Consider the following 19,325-nt stretch of genomic DNA (forward strand, 5'->3'; position numbering starts at 1 on the left):
GAACTTGCGGTTTATGCCCGACTGCGCAGCTGGGTGCAGAACGGACAGCCGCATCCGGCGACCGGGACAGCGGCGCAGGTGGCAAAGGCACTGGCCTGGCCTCGCACCCCGTGCAGATTATAGAAGTTGCCGATAAGCGCATTTTCAGCGGTTTTTAACTGCTCCTGCGACGGAGCGGAAATTTGAGTCTCTTTCGCCTGAAAGGCCAGAGCCTGGGCCGAGGCCATTGTCAGAGAGAGCGCAATAATTTTACTGATTTTCATCTGAACCTCTAATAAGCATTCCGGGCGCTGTCGGGCTGTCTTAACGACTGCGGGCATTGGGTGAAACGGTTTTAGTTTAAAAACTGAAGCTTGATCTGAACGGTTATAAAATAACATAACATCCGCTTCGCGCTGCGCAAACTTCTTTCCAATGACTCTTTAATTTCTTGCCGATGACTCTTTTACACATTCAGGCCACGAAAGCGTTTCCCAGCCCTGTCACCGCCCTGAGCCAACACCGAATTCAGCGCCAGATGCTGAATCAGCATAATGGTTTTTGCATCCTGAATTTCCCCGCTGCGAATGGCGGCCAGAGCCTGTGCGAAGGGCCACTCCAGCACCTCAATATCCTCGCCCTCTTCGACCAGCCCGCCGCCGCTGGTGCTGCGGTCGCGATCGGCGTATTCAGCGATAAAGAAGTACAGCTTTTCGGTCACCGAACCGGGGCTCATATAGGCTTCAAACACCTTCTCCACGTTAGCCACTTTGTAGCCGGTTTCCTCTTCCGCCTCGGCCATAATTCGCTCTTCGGGCGAGGCGTTATCCAGCAGCCCGGCGGCGGCCTCGATCAAAAATCCCGAATGGCCGTTGATATAAATCGGGAAGCGGAACTGGCGGGTGAGCACTACCGTTTGGCGCGCTTTGTTGTACAGCAGGATGACCGCGCCGTTGCCGCGATCGTAGGCTTCGCGGCTCTGTTCCTGCCATTGCCCGTCGCGGCGCTGCAGTTCAAAGGTGAATTTTTTCAGCGTGTACCAGTTATCCGACAGCAGCTGTTCACGTATATTGCGGATTTTTAGCGGTTCAGTTTGCATGGTTTTCCCCAGAAGAGATGACAGCAGGCACGCTAACATGCATAATCGCGCAAGATCAAGAAAAAACAAGAAGGAAAAATTATGCTCTCCAGCCAGAGAAAACAGCTTATTCTGGACATCCTTGCTGATGAAAAGCAGGTTATTTCCCGCGAACTGAGCCAGCGATTTTCCATCTCTGAAGACTCTATCCGCCGCGATCTCAGGGAGCTGGCAGCCGAGGGGAAGCTTCAGCGAGTGCACGGTGGTGCGCTAGCGGTCTCCACGGCGATTGCGCCATTTGAAACGCGCAAAAACGTGCAAACTCAGGCAAAAAAAGTTATCGCCCGGAAAGCGGCAGCCCTGATTCAGCCGGGAAATATTGTGATTGTTGACGGGGGCACCACCACCGGGGAGATGGTTCGGCTGATCCCCAAAACGCTGCCGTTTACGCTGGTCACTCACAGCCCAAGTATCGCGGTCAGTATGGTCGACCACCCGCTGGCCGAGGTGATTCTGATTGGCGGCCAGCTGTATAAGCATTCGCTGGTCACGGTCGGCGCGGCGATGATCGAATCCATCCAGCGCATTCATGCCGACCTGTTCTTTATGGGCGTGACGGGCATTCATCACACTGCCGGATTTACCACCGCGAACTATGAAGAGTCCTGCGTGAAGCGCGCCCTTTCTGAACGCGCCGCTGAAACCGTGGTGATGGCGTCACCGGAAAAACTGAATTCCGCTTCGGCCTTTGCGATCGGCGGCCTTGAGATTGCCAGCACGCTGATTGTGGAAGAGAGCCTGGATGATGAGATGAACCAACTGCTGGCGCGGTTGCAGATTACGGTGATTTAAGGGCGGAGATTGCCGCACTATCGTCGAACCGATCATCTGATTGCTCAGAGTTTGCCTGCGCAGACCGACGGTAATGGATGATGTTCGCTCCAGAACCGCAACCGGAGCGAACAGTGGCAGCAAATCTGGCAGGATTAATAAAGCTCCAGATGCAGCCGTCCCTGCTGTGCAAGCTGCTGCCACAGCGTCTCTTCGGCCTGGCCTGCTAAGCCGCAAACCGTCGTCAGTGCATTTTCCACCGCGTTTTCCAGATGCTGCTTGTTACCGCACAGATAAACGTGCGCGCCGCGCTGTAGCATCGCGCTGATGTGCTCTGCGTTATCGGCGATGGCATCCTGCACGTAGTACTTACCGGCTCCGTCGCGCGAGAAGGCGGTAATCAGCTGGCCGATCGTGCCCTGCTGCCGGAGTGACTCCAGTTCGCCCCGGTAGAGGAAGTCCCCTTCGCGGCGCTTTTCACCGAAGATCAGGCAGGTTTCTCGCGCCGAAGCGCTCTCCATCGCCTGCTCTCGCAGCAGCCCGATCAGCGGTGCGATACCGGTGCCGGTGCCGATCAGCAGCAGCGGCGCACGCTCGTCCTTCGGTAACCAGAACCCCGGGTTTGCGCGGCTGAATATTTGCATCGCACCGTTGTCACCCAGCAGCCAGCCGGTGGCGACGCCCCTGCGCGCCCGGTTGCGGCGTTCATAGCACACTTCACGTACGCAGAGATCGACGATCTCCGTATCGGGGCGCGAAGCGATAGAGTAAGCGCGCGGCAGGCAGCCGGGCAGCAACTCCAGTAGCGCGTCCAGCGTCACCGACTGCGGCGTGCAGAAATCTTCGAGCACATCGAGCAGGTCCGCGCCGTAAAGGTACGCCTCCAGCGTTTTGCGCTGGCTGATTTTCAGCAGTGCCTTCAGCTCATCGCTGCCGGAAAGCTTCGCCAGCTCGCGCAGGGTGGTTTTGCTTATCTGCCGCAGTTCCCGACGGCGCAGGGCGTCGGCAGCATCGCTGCGGCCAAGCCAGGTGCTAATCGCGGCCAGCAGATCGGCATCATTTTCCGGCTGGAGATACAGCGTATCCCCGGCGCGATAGTGGATGCCGCTGCCGGCAATATTCAGCCGGATATGCCACGCACAGGGCGCTTCGGCGCTGAGTCGGCGGCGTTCGATTATCGGTGCAGCAAAGGCGTTATCTTCGCTCCAGGCGGTCACCTGTAAGTGCAGATCGCGCCCCGCCTGTTCATCGCCGTGCAGCACTTTTTCCAGCACCGACAGCCACTGAGAGAAAAAGCCGTCAAACGCGGCATCGGCATCCACGCGGTTAATCACGCCGTACGCCCCGCGCTCGGCCAGTGCCGCATCAAGCGTTTTGGTAAAGCCACAAAAGTTGGGATAGGCGGTATCGCCAAGGCCAAATATGGCGTAGCGCAGGCCGTCAGCCCCCGCATAGTGTTGCAGCTGGTCAATAAACTGTTCCGCGTTGGCCGGAGGTTCGCCATCGCCAAACGAGCTGGAGACGATCAGCAGCAGATCGCCGGAACGCGGCTCTGCCTGAAAGAGATGGTTAAGCTCCAGAACCTGCGGAGCGAAAGGTTGCAGAAAAGGCTGCTCGCCCAGGCGCAGTGCCAGCGCCCGGGCATTGCCCGATTCCGAACCGTAGCCAATAACGATACGTTCGATGAGATCGGCCATAGTGATGTCTTAGTTATCGTAGAATTCGTCGAACTGCTCTTTAGAGAACTCTACCGCTTCAAAATCGGTCATCAGGTCGTTAATCACCCGGCGGATGCTGATGTAAGAAGAGATAGCGCCCTGCTCGTCGTACAGCGGTTGCACGGTGGTATCCACCACGTACAGGCCACCGCCCTTACCGACGTTAGGGATGATGCCGGTCCAGATATTGCCCGCTTTGATGGTGTCCCACATGTCCTTATAGGTGGCTTTTGGTACTGACGGATGACGCACGATGCTATGCGGCTGCCCCAGCAGTTCTTCGCGGCTGTAGCCGGTCAGCTGACAGAACAGGTCGTTGACGTAGGTGATGGTGCCCTGCAGATCGGTGGTGGAAATCACCATCACTTTATCGAGGGCGGACAGCAGCTGGTCGGAATTGAGAGTCTGGCTCATAGCAAATTTCCTTGTGTTTAACCTGTTGAGGTGACTCAGTGCAGGTGAGGTCAGTATATCGTTTTGATGCGAACTATAAGTTGCATTTGAAATGCATCTTATAGGGAATACCCCGACAAGATCAAGTTAAATGATTGTTGCAAAAAGGAAATAAACCCCTGCTAAAAATGCAACATCCGCGTTTGTGCCCGTCTCAGCACTACGGAATACCCGTTCGAAGTGAAGGCGTTAGCCGCCGTTGGATACTCCGCAATCAGTCGTAATCCACACCATTTGTAATTTTTTGAAATGGTGAATGAAAATTGTTCTCCCTGAGTTATAGCCTGTGCTATAACTCATAGCATCAGCTAATTGCCTTGCGTAACTTTCTTACAGGAGAACATTGATGCCTCGTCTGAACTGGTTTAAAGGATTGTGCTGCGTTGCCCTGCTGGCGGCGCTGCCGCTAACGCCCGCCGCTGCCGCAGAGAAATTCCGCGTGATCACCACCTTTACGGTGATTGCCGATATGGCGCAGAACGTGGCCGGAGACGCCGCCGAGGTGGCATCGATCACCAAGCCAGGCGCGGAGATCCATGAATATCAGCCGACGCCCGGCGACATCAAACGCGCGCAGGGTGCACAGCTGATCCTCGCCAACGGCCTGAACCTGGAGCGCTGGTTCAGCCGCTTCTATCGCCATCTGAAAGGGGTGCCGGAAGTTGTGGTCTCCGCTGGCGTGGAGCCGATGGGCATCAGCGAAGGCCCTTACAGCGGTAAACCGAACCCGCACGCGTGGATGTCGGCGAAAAACGCACTGATCTACGTCGATAATATTCGCGATGCGCTGGTGAAATACGATCCGGCCAACGCCGCCACCTACCAGCGCAACGCCGAGCGATACAAACAGCAAATCAGCGCTACCGTTGCACCGGTTCAGCAGGCGCTGGCGCAGATCCCGGAAGACAAGCGCTGGCTGGTGAGCAGCGAAGGCGCATTCTCCTATCTGACCCGCGACTACGGCCTGAAAGAGCTGTATCTGTGGCCGATCAATGCCGATCAGCAGGGTACGCCGCAGCAGGTTCGCCGGGTGATTGACCAGGTGAAACAGCATCAGATCCCGGCGGTGTTCAGCGAAAGTACCATCTCCGACAAGGCCGCGCGCCAGGTTGCGCGTGAAACCGGCAGCCACTACGGCGGCGTGCTCTACGTGGATTCACTCAGCCAGCAGGACGGACCGGTGCCGACCTATCTGGATTTACTGCGGGTGACCAGCGAGACCATCGTGCGCGGTATCCAGCAGGGGTTAGCAAAATGACCGAACTCAGTGCCCTTCAGCAACCCGGCGGCATCCACGTGAGCGATGTCACCGTGACCTATCGCAACGGCCACACCGCGCTGCGCAACACCACGCTTGATATTCCCACCGCCAGCATCGCCGCGCTGGTGGGGATTAACGGCTCCGGCAAATCGACGCTGTTTAAGGCAATTATGGGGTTTGTGCCGCTCTCTTCCGGCAGCATCACCCTGCTTGGCCGCCCCGGCAGCCAGGCGCTAAAGCAGAACATGGTCTCCTACGTGCCGCAGGCCGAGGACGTGGACTGGTCGTTTCCGGTGCTGGTAGAAGATGTGGTGATGATGGGGCGCTACGGTCATATGGGCATGCTGCGCATCGCCCGCCAGCAGGACCGCGATATCGTCGCCGACGCGCTGGCGCGGGTGGGGATGTCCAACTATCGCCACCGGCAGATTGGTGAGCTTTCCGGCGGCCAGAAGAAGCGCGTATTTCTGGCCCGCGCCATCGCCCAGCGCGGCCGGGTGATCCTGCTGGATGAGCCGTTTACCGGGGTGGATGTGAATACCGAACGGCAGATTATCAGCCTGCTGCACGAGCTGCGCGATGAGGGGCGAACGCTGCTGGTTTCAACGCATAATCTGGCGTCGGTGAGCGAATACTGCGACCACACGGTGATCATTAAAGGCACGGTGCTGGCCTGCGGCACCACCGCCACCACTTTTACCCGCGAGAATCTGGAGAATGCCTTCAGCGGCGCGCTGCGCGATATCGTCTGGGAGAATCCCTGATGGGCTGGCTGGCGGAACCGTTCCACTATGAGTATATGCTCAACGCGATGTGGGTCTCCGCGCTGGTCGGCGGCGTGTGCGCATTTCTCTCCTGCTATTTAATGCTGAAAGGCTGGTCGCTGATTGGCGATGCGCTGTCGCACTCAATCGTTCCCGGCGTGGCGGGTGCCTATATGCTCGGCCTGCCGTTTGCCCTCGGTGCGTTCTTTTCCGGCGGGCTGGCGGCGGCCGGAATGCTGTTTCTTAACCAGCGCACCCGGCTGAAAGAGGACGCGATTATCGGCCTGATCTTCTCCTCATTCTTCGGCCTTGGGCTGTTTATGGTGTCGCTGAATCCCACCTCGGTGAATATTCAAACCATCGTGATGGGCAATATTCTGGCGATTGCGCCCGGCGATATCCTGCAGCTGGCGATTATCGGCCTCACCTCGCTGGCGATCCTGCTGATTAAGTGGAAAGACCTGATGGTGACCTTTTTCGACGAAAACCACGCCCGCTCGATTGGCCTGAACCCTGCCCGGCTGAAGCTGCTGTTCTTCACCCTGCTTTCCGCCTCAACCGTGGCCGCCCTGCAAACCGTCGGCGCGTTTCTGGTGATCTGTCTGGTGGTGACGCCGGGGGCGACCGCCTATCTGCTGACCGACCGCTTCCCGCGGCTGCTGATGATTGCGGTGGCTATCGGCAGCATCACCAGCTTTTTCGGTGCCTGGCTCAGCTACTATCTGGACGGTGCGACCGGCGGCATTATCGTGGTGGCACAGACGGTTATCTTCCTGCTGGCGTTTATCTGGGCCCCTAAACACGGGATGCTGGCGCGCCGTCGCCTGGCCCGACAAACGCAGGAGGCACAGCCATGAACCTGACCGAACTGCTGCTCAGCCCGTTTGAGTTTGATTTTATGCAGAACGCGCTGGCGATTTCGCTGCTGGTGGCGATCCCCTGCGCCCTGCTCTCCTGCTTTATGGTGCTGAAAGGCTGGTCGCTGATGGGCGATGCGATGAGCCACGCAGTGTTTCCCGGCGTGGTTCTGGCCTACATCATCGGTATTCCTGTAGCGATTGGCGCGTTCGTCGCCGGACTGTTCTGCGCGCTGGCCACCGGCTTTGTGGCGGAGAACAGCCGCATCAAGCGCGATACGGTGATGGGCATTATTTTCTCGGGGATGTTTGCCCTCGGGCTAATCCTTTATCTGTCCATCGAATCTGACGTACACCTCGATCATATTCTGTTCGGCGATATGCTGGGGATTGGGCTGTCGGATATGCTGCAAACCGGCGGGATTGCCGCGCTGATTGCGCTGATTGTGCTGGTGAAGTGGAAGGATTTATTGCTGCACGCTTTCGATCCGCATCAGGCGAAGGCCTGTGGGATTAATACCTCGCTGCTGCACTACGGCCTGCTGTGCATGATCGCCATGACCATCGTGGCCACGCTGTCGGCGGTGGGGATTATTCTGTCGATTGCGCTGCTGATTGCGCCGGGGGCGATTGCTCTGCTGCTGATGCGCCGCTTCTCGTCGGTGCTGATTTTCGCCGTGCTGCTGTCGATGGCGGTCTGCTTCCTCGGCACCTGGCTGTCGTTTTTCCTCGACAGCGCGCCCGCACCGACGATCGTGGTGCTGTTCAGCCTGATCTTTATTGCGGCGTTTGTCTGGTCCAGCCTGCGCGCCCGCGCTGTGATGGCCTAGAGGAGCCGGTCACTGCCTGCTCGGGCAAGCGTGCCCGTGCAGCGGCGCTCAGGCACAGACGTTGCGCTTCTTTCGGATCCAGCCCGCGCCAGGTGCGGCGTTAAGCGTTAAGACAGGCTGCCCCCTGCGGGGCATCCTGAGTCTTTAGCCGAGATCCTGACCGTTGGTGGCGATGACCTGCTTATACCAGTGGAAGGATTTTTTACGGTAGCGATCGCCGGTGCCGTTGATGTTGTCATCCAGATCGACGTAGATCATGCCGTAGCGCTTGCTCATCTCCCCTGTCGACATACTCACCAGATCGATACAGCCCCATGGCGTGTAGCCCATCAGATCGACCCCATCCTCAACCGCTTCCGCCATCGCGCTGATGTGCTGGCGCAGATAGTTAATGCGGTAGTCATCGGCGACGTAGTGATTTTCATCCGGCTTATCTATCGCACCCAGGCCGTTTTCAACGATAAACAGCGGCTTCTCGTAGCGGTCGTACAGCTCGTTCAGCGCAATGCGCAGGCCGGTTGGGTCGATCTCCCAGCCCCAGTCGCTGGCTTCCAGGAACGGGTTACGCGCCCCGCCGAGCAGGTTGCCGTGCGCCGCTGCGGCTTCCGGGTTGGTGGCGTAGATAGTGCGCGACATGTAGTAGCTGAAGCCGATGTAGTCGACAGTGTGCGCTTTCAGCAGGTGCAGATCGCCCGGCTGGATATCCAGCTTGACGCCCAGCGACTGCCACAGGCTTTTCGCGTAGTACGGATATTTACCGCCCACCTGCACGTCGGCACAGTAGAAGTCGGAAGACTGACGCTCTTTCAGCGCCGCCAGCTGGTTCACCGGGTTGCAGTCGAAGCCATAGCTTGTTGCATAGAGGATCATGCAGCCAATTTTGATTTCCGGGTTGGTTTCATGGGCGATTTTCACCGCCAGGCTGCTGGCAACGAACTGATTATGCAGCGCCTGGAACCTGGCCTGCGGCTCCAGCGCGCCGGTTTTCACCGTCAGACCCTGGCTCATGATTGGGAAGTGGAAGGCGCTGTTGATCTCGTTAAAGGTCATCCAGTACTTCACCTGCTGGCCAAAGCGCTCCAGCACCGTGCGGGCAAAGCGCTCGAAGTGGCCGATCACCTCGCGCCCCTGCCAGCCGCCGAACGCGTTGGCCAGGTGCAGCGGCATCTCATAGTGGGAAATGGTTATCACCGGCTCGATGCCGTGGGCGATGCAGGTGTCGATGACCTGCTGATAGTGGTTGAGGCCCGCCTCGTTCGGCTGCTGCTCTACCCCGTTCGGATAGATGCGCGTCCAGGCAATGGAGAAGCGATAGCATTTGAAGCCCATCTCCGCGAACAGCGCGATATCTTCACGGAAACGATGATAGTGATCGATGCCTTTATGGTTCGGGTAGGTATAGCGCTCGGTATCCAGCGAGAAATCAAACTCCGGCGAGGAAACGATGCTCAGACGCGCCTTGCCGCCGGGAATGGCATCGACAATCGACAGACCTTTGCCGTCCTTATCGTATGCGCCTTCCACCTGATTGGCAGCGGTTGCGCCACCCCACATAAAGCCTTGCGGAAATCTTTCTTTCATTGCCGTAATCCTTTAAAAATTCGCCGAGTTTGCGGGCCCGCCAGGGGTTGGATCGATTCAGCGCACCCATCGCCGATAATACTAGAGCCTTTGGCAAAGCGTAACCCGCTGCCCGCCGGGAAGGCGCAAATGGTGTAAAAATGAGGAGGATGCTGAGATAAATGCCGACGAAACCAGCGTTTTGCTGCAAACATCAGCAGTTGGCTGATTTTATTGATTTTCCACGTTGACACACCCGGGCACGATGATTAATATGCGCCTCGTTCACACGATTCCTCTGTAGTTCAGTCGGTAGAACGGCGGACTGTTAATCCGTATGTCACTGGTTCGAGTCCAGTCAGAGGAGCCAATTTCCTGCTTTCATGCATCCTTGCGAATCTTCATGTTATTTTTATTCAACAGGTTAGCGTGAAAAGTCTTCCCGGTGCATTTTGATTTTACCCTCCGCATCGGGAAAAATTGGTGGTCAAATCTGGGGTCAGGTTAGTTCGATAATGGAGTGACCCCATATGTCCCTTACCGATGCGAAAATCCGCACTCTCAAGCCCACTGATAAACCCTTTAAAGTCTCCGATTCCCACGGTCTGTATCTTCTGGTCAAACCGGGCGGTTCCCGTCACTGGTATCTCAAGTACCGTATTAACGGCAAAGAATCCCGCATTGCGCTGGGTTCCTATCCTGCTGTCTCCCTGTCTGACGCACGACAGCAGCGTGAAGGTATCCGTAAAATGCTGTCACTGAATATCAACCCGGCAAAGCAGCGGGCCACTGAACGTGGTTCACGAACACCGGAGACAGTGTTTAAAACCGTGGCACTGGCATGGCATAAAAGTAATAAAAAATGGTCGCAGAACACCGCTGACCGCCTGCTCGCCAGCCTGAACAATCATATCTTTCCGGTTATCGGGCACCTGTCAGTGTCAGAGCTTAAACCCCGGCATTTCATTGACCTGCTGAAAGGGATTGAAGAAAAAGGCTTGCTTGAAGTCGCGTCCCGCACGCGGCAGCACCTCTGCAACATCATGCGTCATGCAGTTCATCAGGGGTTAATCGACAGTAACCCGGCGGCAAATCTTGACGGCGTGACGGTGCCTCCAGTCAGACGCCACTATCCCGCCCTGCCACTGGAGCGGCTGCCTGAACTGCTTGAACGGATTGACGGTTATCACCAGGGGCGGGACCTGACCCGGTTGGCTGTCCAACTGACGTTGCATCTGTTCATCCGTTCCAGTGAACTGCGCTTTGCCCGCTGGTCAGAGGTTGATTTCAGAAACCGGGTCTGGACGATACCCGCCACACGCGAAGCCATTGCAGGCGTGCGTTATTCCGGGCGCGGAGCCAAAATGCGGACACCGCATATCGTGCCACTTTCAGAACAGGCCGTCGCCATTCTGAAAAAGATAAAGGAGATTTCCGGTGATGGTGAACTGGTCTTCCCCGGCGACCACAACCCGTATAAACCGATGTGCGAAAACACGGTGAACAAGGCACTGCGTCTGATGGGATACGACACTAAAAAGGATATTTGCGGTCATGGCTTCCGGGCAATAGCATGCAGTGCCCTGATGGAGTCCGGATTATGGTCGCAGGACGCAGTGGAACGCCAGATGAGTCATCAGGAGCGCAACACCGTGCGTCTGGCTTACATTCATAAGGCCGAACATCTGGAAGCCCGTAAGGCGATGATGCAGTGGTGGTCGGATTATCTGGATACCTGCCGGGAAGCATATGTGCCGCCGTATATCCAGGGTCAGGAAGACAGCCACAAAGCGGCATAACGCATCGGGCATAATAAGATCATTAGAAAAGCCGTATCAGCCTGTGCTGGTACGGCATTATACATTTAACCGGTATGTAGAAACACGGCCATTTTCCCGGTTTCATACCGTTCAGTGAGTACAGCATGGCCGCGCATTCTCACGCTGCTGTCTGAACCTGCGAACAACCCCCGTTTCTGTTATTGGCAGAACGCGTTAACAGAATTTGCCACTGTCAGCTCTCCGGGCTATTTGGGAGGGGCTTCCCTGGCTGAACCTGACACATCAGTCAGGCCAGATGAGAAACAGGGCCGCGCTTCTGGCACAATTATCTGCTCTGGTGTTACGATGCTCATCCTAGATAAAATCAGCCTCCGATAATCCAGGGGTGGATTTGTTGCTGGTTTCTGTCCGGGCTCAGGTCAGACGAAAACTTATCCCTGCCAGGGGAGTGGTGAAATATATCAAGAGAAACAATGGATATTTACCGTTATACAGAAAACCTTTCTTTGTTTGTTGAAATAGCAAGATGTGGTTCATTTTCAGCGGTCGCACGTCGCCACGGCGTAAACCCGTCATCCATCATGCGAAAAATTGATATGCTTGAAGCGGTCATGAAAGCCCCCCTCTTCACACGAAGCACCCGTGGCATTCATTTAACAGAAATCGGCGATGCATTGTTTACCCGTGCAGTGGGGGTACTTGAAGCGCTCAATGATATGCGTGATGAAATCGTTTCTTTAAATGAAGAAGTGACAGGGACATTGCGCATCAGTTGTTTGCCGACTTTTGCAAAACTCCATATTTTCCCCTGGCTACCAGAATTTAAATCTCATTATCCTGATGTGGATCTTGTTCTGGATCTTACAGAGCAACTTGAAATCCCATCAATAGAACGCCTTGATGCAGCGGTTCGCATTGGTAAACTAAAAAACAGCTCACTGTATGCGACAAAAATAGCGCACCAGTCCTGGATTGCCTGTGCAAGCCCTCGTTATATTGAGCAATATGGGGTGCCCGGCGGACCGACTGAACTCCCCGGCCACCATATTCTGGACAAATATCATGATCCACACTCCATTTCATGGAGTCGTATTATCGACACTCAGGGAGGAGAGTATCGCTTATATATGCGTTGTAATGATTTCGAAGCTCTGCTAAAAGCAGCCATTTCAGGATTAGGAATCGTCTTTCTGCCCAACTGGGTTGTGGGACAGGATATTAAAGCTGGCAGGCTGGTCAATATATTTGATGACCCGCAGCAGAAAGTTGACGATATCCATTTTTTGCGTGCGCTTCCCAGAATGACACCCAAACTGGCTGCTTTTTTACATTTTTTGCGTGATAATCTTACGGCTGTTATTTAGTGACTAAATTCGTTCGATGATAACGGCAATACCCTGACCGACACCAATACACATTGTGCAAAGTGCATAGCGCCCCTTTGTTCTTTGCAGTTGATAGCAGGCCGTCATAACAAGCCTTGCACCGCTTGCCCCCAGCGGATGTCCGAGCGCTATTGCTCCGCCGTTGGGATTAATCCGTTCATCATTAACGTCAATATCCAGTTGTTTCATCACTGCCAGCGCCTGAGCTGCAAACGCTTCATTGATCTCTATCACATCCATCTGGTCGATGGTGAGCTCTGCCAGTTCAAGAACTTTCCTGACGGCTGAAACCGGGCCAACTCCCATGATCCTTGGCTCTACGCCCGCAACTGCCGATGCCAGAATCCTCGCTTTTGGCGAAAGAGAATATTCGGACAACCCGGTTTCACTGCTGATTAATAACGCTCCCGCGCCATCGTTGATCCCTGATGCGTTACCCGCAGTGATCGTACCATCTGCTGTCACAACCCCCCTGAGACGGGATAATGCCTCTGGCGTGGTTTCCCGTGGATGTTCATCCTTATTGAAGATAATATTCTCTTTATTTTTCTGAGGTAAGGTGACGGGAATAATCTCATCGTTAAAAATCCCGTTACGATAAGCATCTGATACCCGCCTCTGGCTGGTCAGAGCAAACAAATCCTGTTCTTCACGGGAAATGCCAAACTGGCGGGCAACATTCTCAGCCGTTTCAGGCATGGTATCCACGCCATAACGAGCTTTCATTTCAGGATTAATGAATCGCCATCCCATTGTTGTATCTTCGATGTTCAAATTTCGCGAGAAAGCTTTGTCTGCCTTACCTAAAACATACGGTGCACGACTCATATTTTCCACTCCCCCGGCAATAATAAGATTGACTTCACCGGATTTGATTGCCCGCGCCGCTACCGCTATGGCATCAAGACTGGAGCCGCATAACCGGTTTATTGTTGTACCCGGAACACTGGCAGGCAGGCCAGCCAGCAGAAGAGCCATGCGGGCGACATTCCGGTTATCCTCACCGGCCTGATTCGCGCAACCTAAAATAACATCATCAATATTGCTGAAATTGATGACCGGATTTCTTTCCAAAAGGGCAGAAATCGTCAGCGCTGCAAGATCATCGGCCCGAACAGAGGAAAGGGCTCCACCATAACGCCCAAAAGGGGTACGAACGGCATCACAAATATAGGCATTCATCATATTATTTCCTCTTAAATTCACTCAGGCCAGAGCATCAGTATTTTTATTCGTATTCGCTTGTCTTATATTCAGAAACAGGACAAAACAGGAAAGAATAAATCCCATTACAGTGATCCCGGTCCATCCGTACCGAACACTGATTTCAGCCCCCGCACGGGTTCCGACAGCACCACCGATAAAATAAGAGCACATAAATACTGTATTTAAACGACTCCTTCCTTCTGCGGATAATGCCAGCGCTCTCAGCTGGTTTCCCACAATCCCCGCCCGTCCCCCGATATCGAGAAGAACAAGAGCAACAATTAACGCAAACAGATAATGAGGAGAAAAGAAGACAGAGATAAAACCCAGTAATGCAATCACACTTCCCACTAATACAACAATACGTGGGCTGTAACGGTCAGCCATTTTCCCTATATAAGGTGTGGCAAGAATCCCGGCAATTCCTGCAAACCCAAAACTGCCGACAATATCACTGCCATAATGGTAAGGTGGTCGCGCAAGTAAAAATGCAAGCCCACCCCATAATGCGCTGAACCCGCCAAACATCATTGCCCCACAAAAACATGATAGTCTGAGATCACCTTCTTTTATAAAAAAGGTGATAAGTGATTTCAGCAGTAAATGATAGGGGAGCTGTGATGCCGCCGTTTTACTGTGTGGTAAAAGCCTGGGAACCATAATAAGCAAAAAAAGATCCAGAGCAGTAGCCACAAGATACATCGACCGCCATCCAAAATAATTGCCAACAAATCCGGACAGGATCCTGCCAAACAGGACACCAGCCATTAATCCGCTCATCACGGTTCCAACTGCACGTCCTCTTTGTTCCGCAGGAGCTATCAGGGATACCATCGGAATGACAATCTGTGCACCAACCGATGTCATGCCAATGACAATATTTACAGTAAGTAGCTGTCCAATCGTTTGCGTGAAAGAGGCCGCTGCCGAAGCAGCAGCATTAATGCCCAATAAAATAATAAGCAGTTTCCTGCGTTCAAACCGGTCGCCCAATGGCACGAAGAAAACAAGACCTGCTGCATAAGATAGTTGTACAAACATCGCAACAGAACCGGCATGTTTTTCATCAACCGCGAAATCTTTTGCAAAGAGTTCAAGCAAGGGCTGATTATAATAAATATTGGCAACAGCAAAAGCACACAGACAAGCCAGTGCAAAATAACTACTTTGTGTTCTTTCCATAAATATCAGGCCTGTTTAAGCAGCATTTACAGCGTGAGGTACGGGTAAAAAATTAACTGACTGTAAATACCTTAAATATGTATCCAGTAATTCGTATCTCAAAGCAGGTAATTTATAGGCCAAGCGCTCAGTCGCCGCCATCGTATTATGGAAATCAAACTTATTAATTTCACGGCCAAACCTGAGGATCTTATCATGAGAGCCGTCAACGCCATAAAGTGGAAGAAAACGGAACAGTGCATTACTTTCATTATCCGCCAAAAGTTTTTTCTGCCAGTCATAAAACTCCGTAGTCTCAATTTTATACCCACGTAAGTTCAGCCATGAAACAATGTCTTCCCAGCTGATAAGTCCGGAATAGTTAAACAGATTGAGAACATCTCCCCCTTCTGACATATACCTGGGTTGAGCCATGATGGCTGTGGTGTAATCGACAGGAGTGAAATTAATCATTCTGGGGAGAACCGGGGCGTAACCCAGTTGAATGCAACTTTTGATAAACAGCATAAACTGGTTATCGGTAAAAAGCGAAGCACCTGTATGGCTGTGACCTGAAATATAACCGAGCCGGAAAAGATTAACTTTTCCCCCCTGATCCTGAAACTTCTCCAGAAGACGCTCAGATTCCCATTTCGAAAGCAAATACCCCATGTCAGAGTTAAAAATGGCATTACCCGGAAAGGCCTCAACATAACGACCATCCTTATCCTTTTTAGCCGCAGCCCCTAACGTTGAAACAAAATTAACGATTTTATCCCGACCTTTCTGAGCGATGCTGATGATATCTGCGACACTGTCCACATTGGGCGCTTTTAGCACTTCATATGGTCGGATGTGATTGACACGTGCCGCAATATGGTGAATAACATCCACCTCTGAACAGAGTTCTTCAAAAGCTGCATCGGATATACCCAGGCGGGGCTGCGTAATATCGCCTTCAATGACTGATATATTGGTTGCCGCTGCCAATTGTTCATGGCCTGGCACCGAAAATTTTTCAAATGCGGTGAACAATCTTTCCTTTTCATTATTTTTATCCACTTTCCGGGAAAGAATATAAATCCTCCCGATATCTTTATTCTCCAGAAGATCAGCCAGCAGATATGAACCAATGAAACCCGTCGCACCTGTTAATAATGCATTTTTCTTGCTGTGCATATCAGAATCCTCAAAACAATTGGGAAGGCACATTTACTCTATGTAACAGTCACTCATTGAGGAATACACAAAACAGGCATAATTGTTTTGCACAGAAAGCAAAACTGAAATTATTGCTATAAGTACAGGGCATAAGTGAAGAACAACAAAGCCTTCCATATTATGGGGTTATATTTTTGATTTACATCAGTATTTAATTGATAGTAGAGGCGTTAATGAAACACAAAGAAGCGAATATGAGCATGCTTTGCGATTTATAACGAAAAAAAAAATAATGCGCTGAGATTTCAGACGATGGTGTTAAGACTTGCTGATTGTTGGCTTCAATTTCAAAGAAATTGTTAAGCCGTAAAATTAGCAAGTGGAGCGTGGAAAGAAAATTCAATTCCGGAGGAATTGCTAATTTTCAGGTACCGCGCCCACGTACCGTTTTTTGTGGGGGGCTTGCCCCGCACACCGTCAAGCCAAGTTATATTTCCCGCCCACGGGGAATATTGCCGACCAGACGTGCCCTCCCTCTAAAGCAGCGTTCCCGTTTTTTTAAGCTTGCGAGAAAAAACAGGCAAAACGCGAGTCTTAAAGGGGTTGGTCGCGCGTAGCGGGCGACGGTGTGCGGCTGTTGACCCAGGGGGTTTTGGCGCCGTACAGCCACGACATTACCCCCATGTGACATTCAGGGAGAGCCCCCAACCCGAACGAAATGACACACGCCGTTTCCTGTCATGCGGGCGTTTCAGGGACGGACGACCACCGGTCAGCTGTTTTCTGAAAGCATGGATATCGGAACGATTAGATATGGCTTCAGTGAGAAGGAATGATGCTGCGCGTCAAACAGACGGCGAACTGACTTGGCATACTGATGAACAGGCACGCTATTGATGTTTTGTATGCTCAATTTGCCACTCAGCATCTCTCCCATAAGGCTCCTCTTACGCATGCGGTGATCATCGAGTATCAGAGGCTTGGTTGACATGTCATTCATGAGTTGAACAGGTTCAGCACGCTTTTGCCAGCGGGTTGCAGTTCGCTCGTTGATCTCGACGGAAACTCATGAGTAAGCGTCAGACACCTGGTACTGAATGGCCAGGTGTCTGGTGAAGTTATAACTAGAAATCCCAACTTAGCTTCGCTATCACCGCACGCTCAGCCCCATAAAAACAGCCCTGAGATTCGGTAAAGCAGCTGGTGACGTACTGACGATCGGTAAGGTTTTGGGCGGTGACCTGAACTTTTCCACCTTTTAGATTGGGAGTCAGATGTCCCAGATCGTAATGCACTTCGGCATCCATCACACCATAGCCAGCGGTGCTGAACTGGTTCTCCATCGTTCCGCCTTTGGTGCCATTGCTGAAACGTCCCCCAACACCTGCACCAAACCCGGAAGCAAAGCTGGACTCCGGCGCTTCCCAATTGACCCACAACGAACCGAAGCGGGTAGGTATACGCAGTGGGGTGCGCCCAACGACATCGTGATTGCTGTCCTGGGTATATTCCACATTCTGCCAGGTCATGGATCCGATGATGCTGAACTGGTCAGTCAGCTGGCCACGCGCTTCTAACTCGATGCCGCGGGAACGAATCTTCCCGCCCTGTACCGAGTAGTTGATGTTGTTGGGATCGGTGGTCAGTACTTTATCCTGCGTCAGGTTAAACGCGGCAATGGAAAAGAGTGCTGGCAGCACTTTGGGCTGATACTTCACCCCAGCCTCGTATAGCTCACCACGCGAAGGATCAAATGCATTACCGTTAGCATCAACGGAATTTGTCGGCTGGAATGATTGAGCGTATGTGAAATACGGGGCAACACCGTTATCAAACAGATAATTGACACCGGCACGCCAGGTTGTGGCTTCATCACGCTGTTTGGTATCTGCACTGTAACCCATTAAGTCAGTGGTACGCACGCTTGACCAGTCATGACGCACCCCCACCGTGGCGCGCCATTTTTCATAGCTCAACTGGTCCTGAGCATACAAACCGGTCTGTGTATTCATCAGCCGCGTATCCTGATAGTTTTCAGGTGTGCCGTAGATGGCCTGGCCATAAACCGGGTTGTAGATATCCAGCGTGGGGACATCATAAGAAGCGGCGTAATTGCCGTGCCCGGTAAAGCGATCCCAGCTCATGCCAACCAGAAGTTGATGATCAATATCCGCCGTAGTGAAATGTCCGTGCAGCTGATTGTCGAGATTGATGGTATTGAAATGCTCATCAGAAGCGGCGATTGATCGGTTGATGGTACGCATATCGTCCTGCAATCCGGCAAAAATCACTGCGTTATATTTTGATGTCATCTGACTGTAGCGACCATTCAGGGTGACGCCCCAGTCATCATTAAAGTAGTGTTCTGCGCTATAGCCAACAGAGGCCTGCTTACGCGAAAAGGTATTGTGATCCGGCTCGCCTGGATAAGCGTCTGTCGGTAATTTACCGTTAGGATTGTATTTGGCCGTACCGGCAACAGGCAGGGAAGTCTGGGCTGCCATTTTAGGATCATTTTGCGCACGCGCATAAATCGTGAGCTTGTTATAGTAGTCAGGCTGAAAAGTAATGGAAGGCGCTAACGCCCAGCGCCGCATTTCGGTGCCCCGCTCCTGACCTTCTTTGGTAGTTACCGTCCCGACCACGCGGTAAAGTACCGTGCCGTCATCATTGACTTTTCCGCCAAAATCGAAAGAGCCGCGCTGATACTGATGATTCCCCCCTTCCAGCTCAACATGGCGAATGGTCTTCGCAGTGGGAAGTTTACTCTGCATCGCGATAATTCCACCCGGACTGGCCAGGCCATACAGCACAGAAGCCGGGCCACGCACCACGGTAATATTCTCCAGCAGGAAGGGGTCAACCTGTTGATAGCCATAAACAATCCCGTTGTTCATGCGCAATCCGTCGAGAAACTGATCGTTAAATCCGGTGGAGCCGTAATTGAATCCGCGAATTGAGAACTGGTCAAACGCACTCACCCCACCCCATTGCTCCGCCGCCACGCCTGGTGTGTAACGCAGCGCTTCATTTAAAGAGCGAACGTTCTGCATATCCATCTGTTGACGAGTAATCACTGAGATCGACTGAGGTGTTTCCAGTAATGGCGTATCACTTTTGGTTGCGCTCTGACTGTGCGTTGCGACCAATCCACTGCTGTCGGCAGATTCGGCGACGACATTCATCGTCTCTTCTGCACTGGCCTGCGATGCCACCATGATTGCCATCAAGGCCAGGCTGAGTGGTTTCAGCGATGACCATTTCCGTGCCCTGTTTTGCATAAGGTCCCAAACCCCCTAA

Annotated in this window: 16 protein-coding genes and 1 tRNA gene; 8 read left to right on the forward strand and 9 right to left on the reverse strand. The window is 53.1% G+C overall.

Annotated features, from left to right (window positions below; translation table 11 throughout):
- Positions 1-11 precede the first annotated feature (11 nt).
- Both OMR58_RS11655 and OMR58_RS11660 read right to left on the reverse strand, forming a co-directional pair.
- Entirely contained in the window at positions 12-263 is a 252-nt protein-coding gene (locus OMR58_RS11655; protein WP_264545992.1) for a hypothetical protein, read from the reverse strand.
- Between the two features lie 182 nt (positions 264-445).
- The gene (locus OMR58_RS11660; protein WP_264545993.1) at positions 446-1,078 is read right to left on the reverse strand and encodes an NUDIX domain-containing protein; all 633 of its coding nucleotides are present in this window, start codon (positions 1,076-1,078) and stop codon (positions 446-448) included.
- 81 nt (positions 1,079-1,159) lie between these two features.
- Here OMR58_RS11660 and OMR58_RS11665 point away from each other — a divergent pair, with 81 nt between their 5' ends.
- Positions 1,160-1,909: a DeoR/GlpR family DNA-binding transcription regulator gene (locus OMR58_RS11665; protein ID WP_264545994.1), complete on the forward strand. Its 750-nt coding sequence runs from the start codon at positions 1,160-1,162 to the stop codon at positions 1,907-1,909.
- A gap of 134 nt (positions 1,910-2,043) precedes the next feature.
- On the opposite strand, the gene OMR58_RS11670 is transcribed toward OMR58_RS11665, so the two are convergent.
- Both OMR58_RS11670 and OMR58_RS11675 read right to left on the reverse strand, forming a co-directional pair.
- Entirely contained in the window at positions 2,044-3,585 is a 1,542-nt protein-coding gene (locus OMR58_RS11670) for a sulfite reductase flavoprotein subunit alpha (protein WP_264545995.1), read from the reverse strand.
- 9 nt (positions 3,586-3,594) lie between these two features.
- Positions 3,595-4,020, reverse strand: coding sequence for a PAS domain-containing protein (locus OMR58_RS11675; protein ID WP_105592681.1), 426 nt, complete (start codon positions 4,018-4,020; stop codon positions 3,595-3,597).
- Positions 4,021-4,405: 385 nt separating this feature from the next.
- Between OMR58_RS11675 and OMR58_RS11680 the strand changes: the two genes are divergently transcribed.
- The 4 genes from OMR58_RS11680 to OMR58_RS11695 are packed head-to-tail and all read left to right on the forward strand — an operon-like array spanning position 4,406 to position 7,771.
- Positions 4,406-5,317, forward strand: coding sequence for a metal ABC transporter substrate-binding protein (locus OMR58_RS11680; RefSeq protein ID WP_264545996.1), 912 nt, complete (start codon positions 4,406-4,408; stop codon positions 5,315-5,317).
- Entirely contained in the window at positions 5,314-6,084 is a 771-nt protein-coding gene (locus tag OMR58_RS11685) for a manganese/iron ABC transporter ATP-binding protein (protein ID WP_264545997.1), read from the forward strand. The genes OMR58_RS11680 and OMR58_RS11685 overlap by 4 nt, the downstream gene beginning before the upstream one ends.
- On the forward strand, positions 6,084-6,941 hold the full coding sequence (gene sitC / locus OMR58_RS11690) for an iron/manganese ABC transporter permease subunit SitC (RefSeq protein ID WP_123333036.1): 858 nt from the start codon (positions 6,084-6,086) through the stop codon (positions 6,939-6,941). Before OMR58_RS11685 ends, sitC begins: the two co-directional genes overlap by 1 nt.
- The gene (locus OMR58_RS11695) at positions 6,938-7,771 is read left to right on the forward strand and encodes a metal ABC transporter permease (protein ID WP_264545998.1); all 834 of its coding nucleotides are present in this window, start codon (positions 6,938-6,940) and stop codon (positions 7,769-7,771) included. The genes sitC and OMR58_RS11695 overlap by 4 nt, the downstream gene beginning before the upstream one ends.
- A gap of 144 nt (positions 7,772-7,915) precedes the next feature.
- Here the strand turns inward: OMR58_RS11695 and OMR58_RS11700 are convergent, their stop codons facing one another.
- Positions 7,916-9,352 (reverse strand): glycoside hydrolase family 1 protein, encoded by a 1,437-nt coding sequence (locus OMR58_RS11700; protein ID WP_264545999.1) that lies wholly within the window; start codon positions 9,350-9,352, stop codon positions 7,916-7,918.
- Between the two features lie 273 nt (positions 9,353-9,625).
- Here OMR58_RS11700 and OMR58_RS11705 point away from each other — a divergent pair.
- The 3 genes from OMR58_RS11705 to OMR58_RS11715 all read left to right on the forward strand — a co-directional run bounded on the left by OMR58_RS11705 (position 9,626) and on the right by OMR58_RS11715 (position 12,476).
- Positions 9,626-9,701: transfer RNA gene (locus tag OMR58_RS11705), tRNA-Asn, on the forward strand.
- A gap of 160 nt (positions 9,702-9,861) precedes the next feature.
- Positions 9,862-11,130, forward strand: a complete 1,269-nt coding sequence (locus tag OMR58_RS11710) for a tyrosine-type recombinase/integrase (protein WP_197803212.1) — start codon at positions 9,862-9,864, stop codon at positions 11,128-11,130.
- A gap of 455 nt (positions 11,131-11,585) precedes the next feature.
- Positions 11,586-12,476 (forward strand): LysR family transcriptional regulator, encoded by an 891-nt coding sequence (locus tag OMR58_RS11715; RefSeq protein WP_264546000.1) that lies wholly within the window; start codon positions 11,586-11,588, stop codon positions 12,474-12,476.
- A gap of 3 nt (positions 12,477-12,479) precedes the next feature.
- On the opposite strand, the gene pcaF is transcribed toward OMR58_RS11715, so the two are convergent.
- The 4 genes from pcaF to OMR58_RS11735 form a co-directional block, all read right to left on the reverse strand.
- Positions 12,480-13,682, reverse strand: a complete 1,203-nt coding sequence (pcaF, locus tag OMR58_RS11720; RefSeq protein WP_197803208.1) for a 3-oxoadipyl-CoA thiolase — start codon at positions 13,680-13,682, stop codon at positions 12,480-12,482.
- A 21-nt stretch (positions 13,683-13,703) separates the two neighbouring features.
- Complete coding sequence (locus tag OMR58_RS11725) at positions 13,704-14,885, reverse strand: MFS transporter (RefSeq protein WP_264546001.1); 1,182 nt, start codon at positions 14,883-14,885, stop codon at positions 13,704-13,706.
- A gap of 15 nt (positions 14,886-14,900) precedes the next feature.
- A complete protein-coding gene (locus OMR58_RS11730; protein WP_264546002.1) occupies positions 14,901-16,043 on the reverse strand; it encodes a thioester reductase domain-containing protein in 1,143 nt (380 codons plus the stop codon).
- 1,106 nt (positions 16,044-17,149) lie between these two features.
- Positions 17,150-19,306: a TonB-dependent siderophore receptor gene (locus tag OMR58_RS11735; protein WP_264546003.1), complete on the reverse strand. Its 2,157-nt coding sequence runs from the start codon at positions 19,304-19,306 to the stop codon at positions 17,150-17,152.
- Positions 19,307-19,325: the final 19 nt, after the last annotated feature.

Origin of the sequence: Erwinia sp. INIA01, from assembly GCF_025947915.1 — a bacterium.
Lineage (GTDB): Bacteria > Pseudomonadota > Gammaproteobacteria > Enterobacterales > Enterobacteriaceae > Erwinia > Erwinia coffeiphila.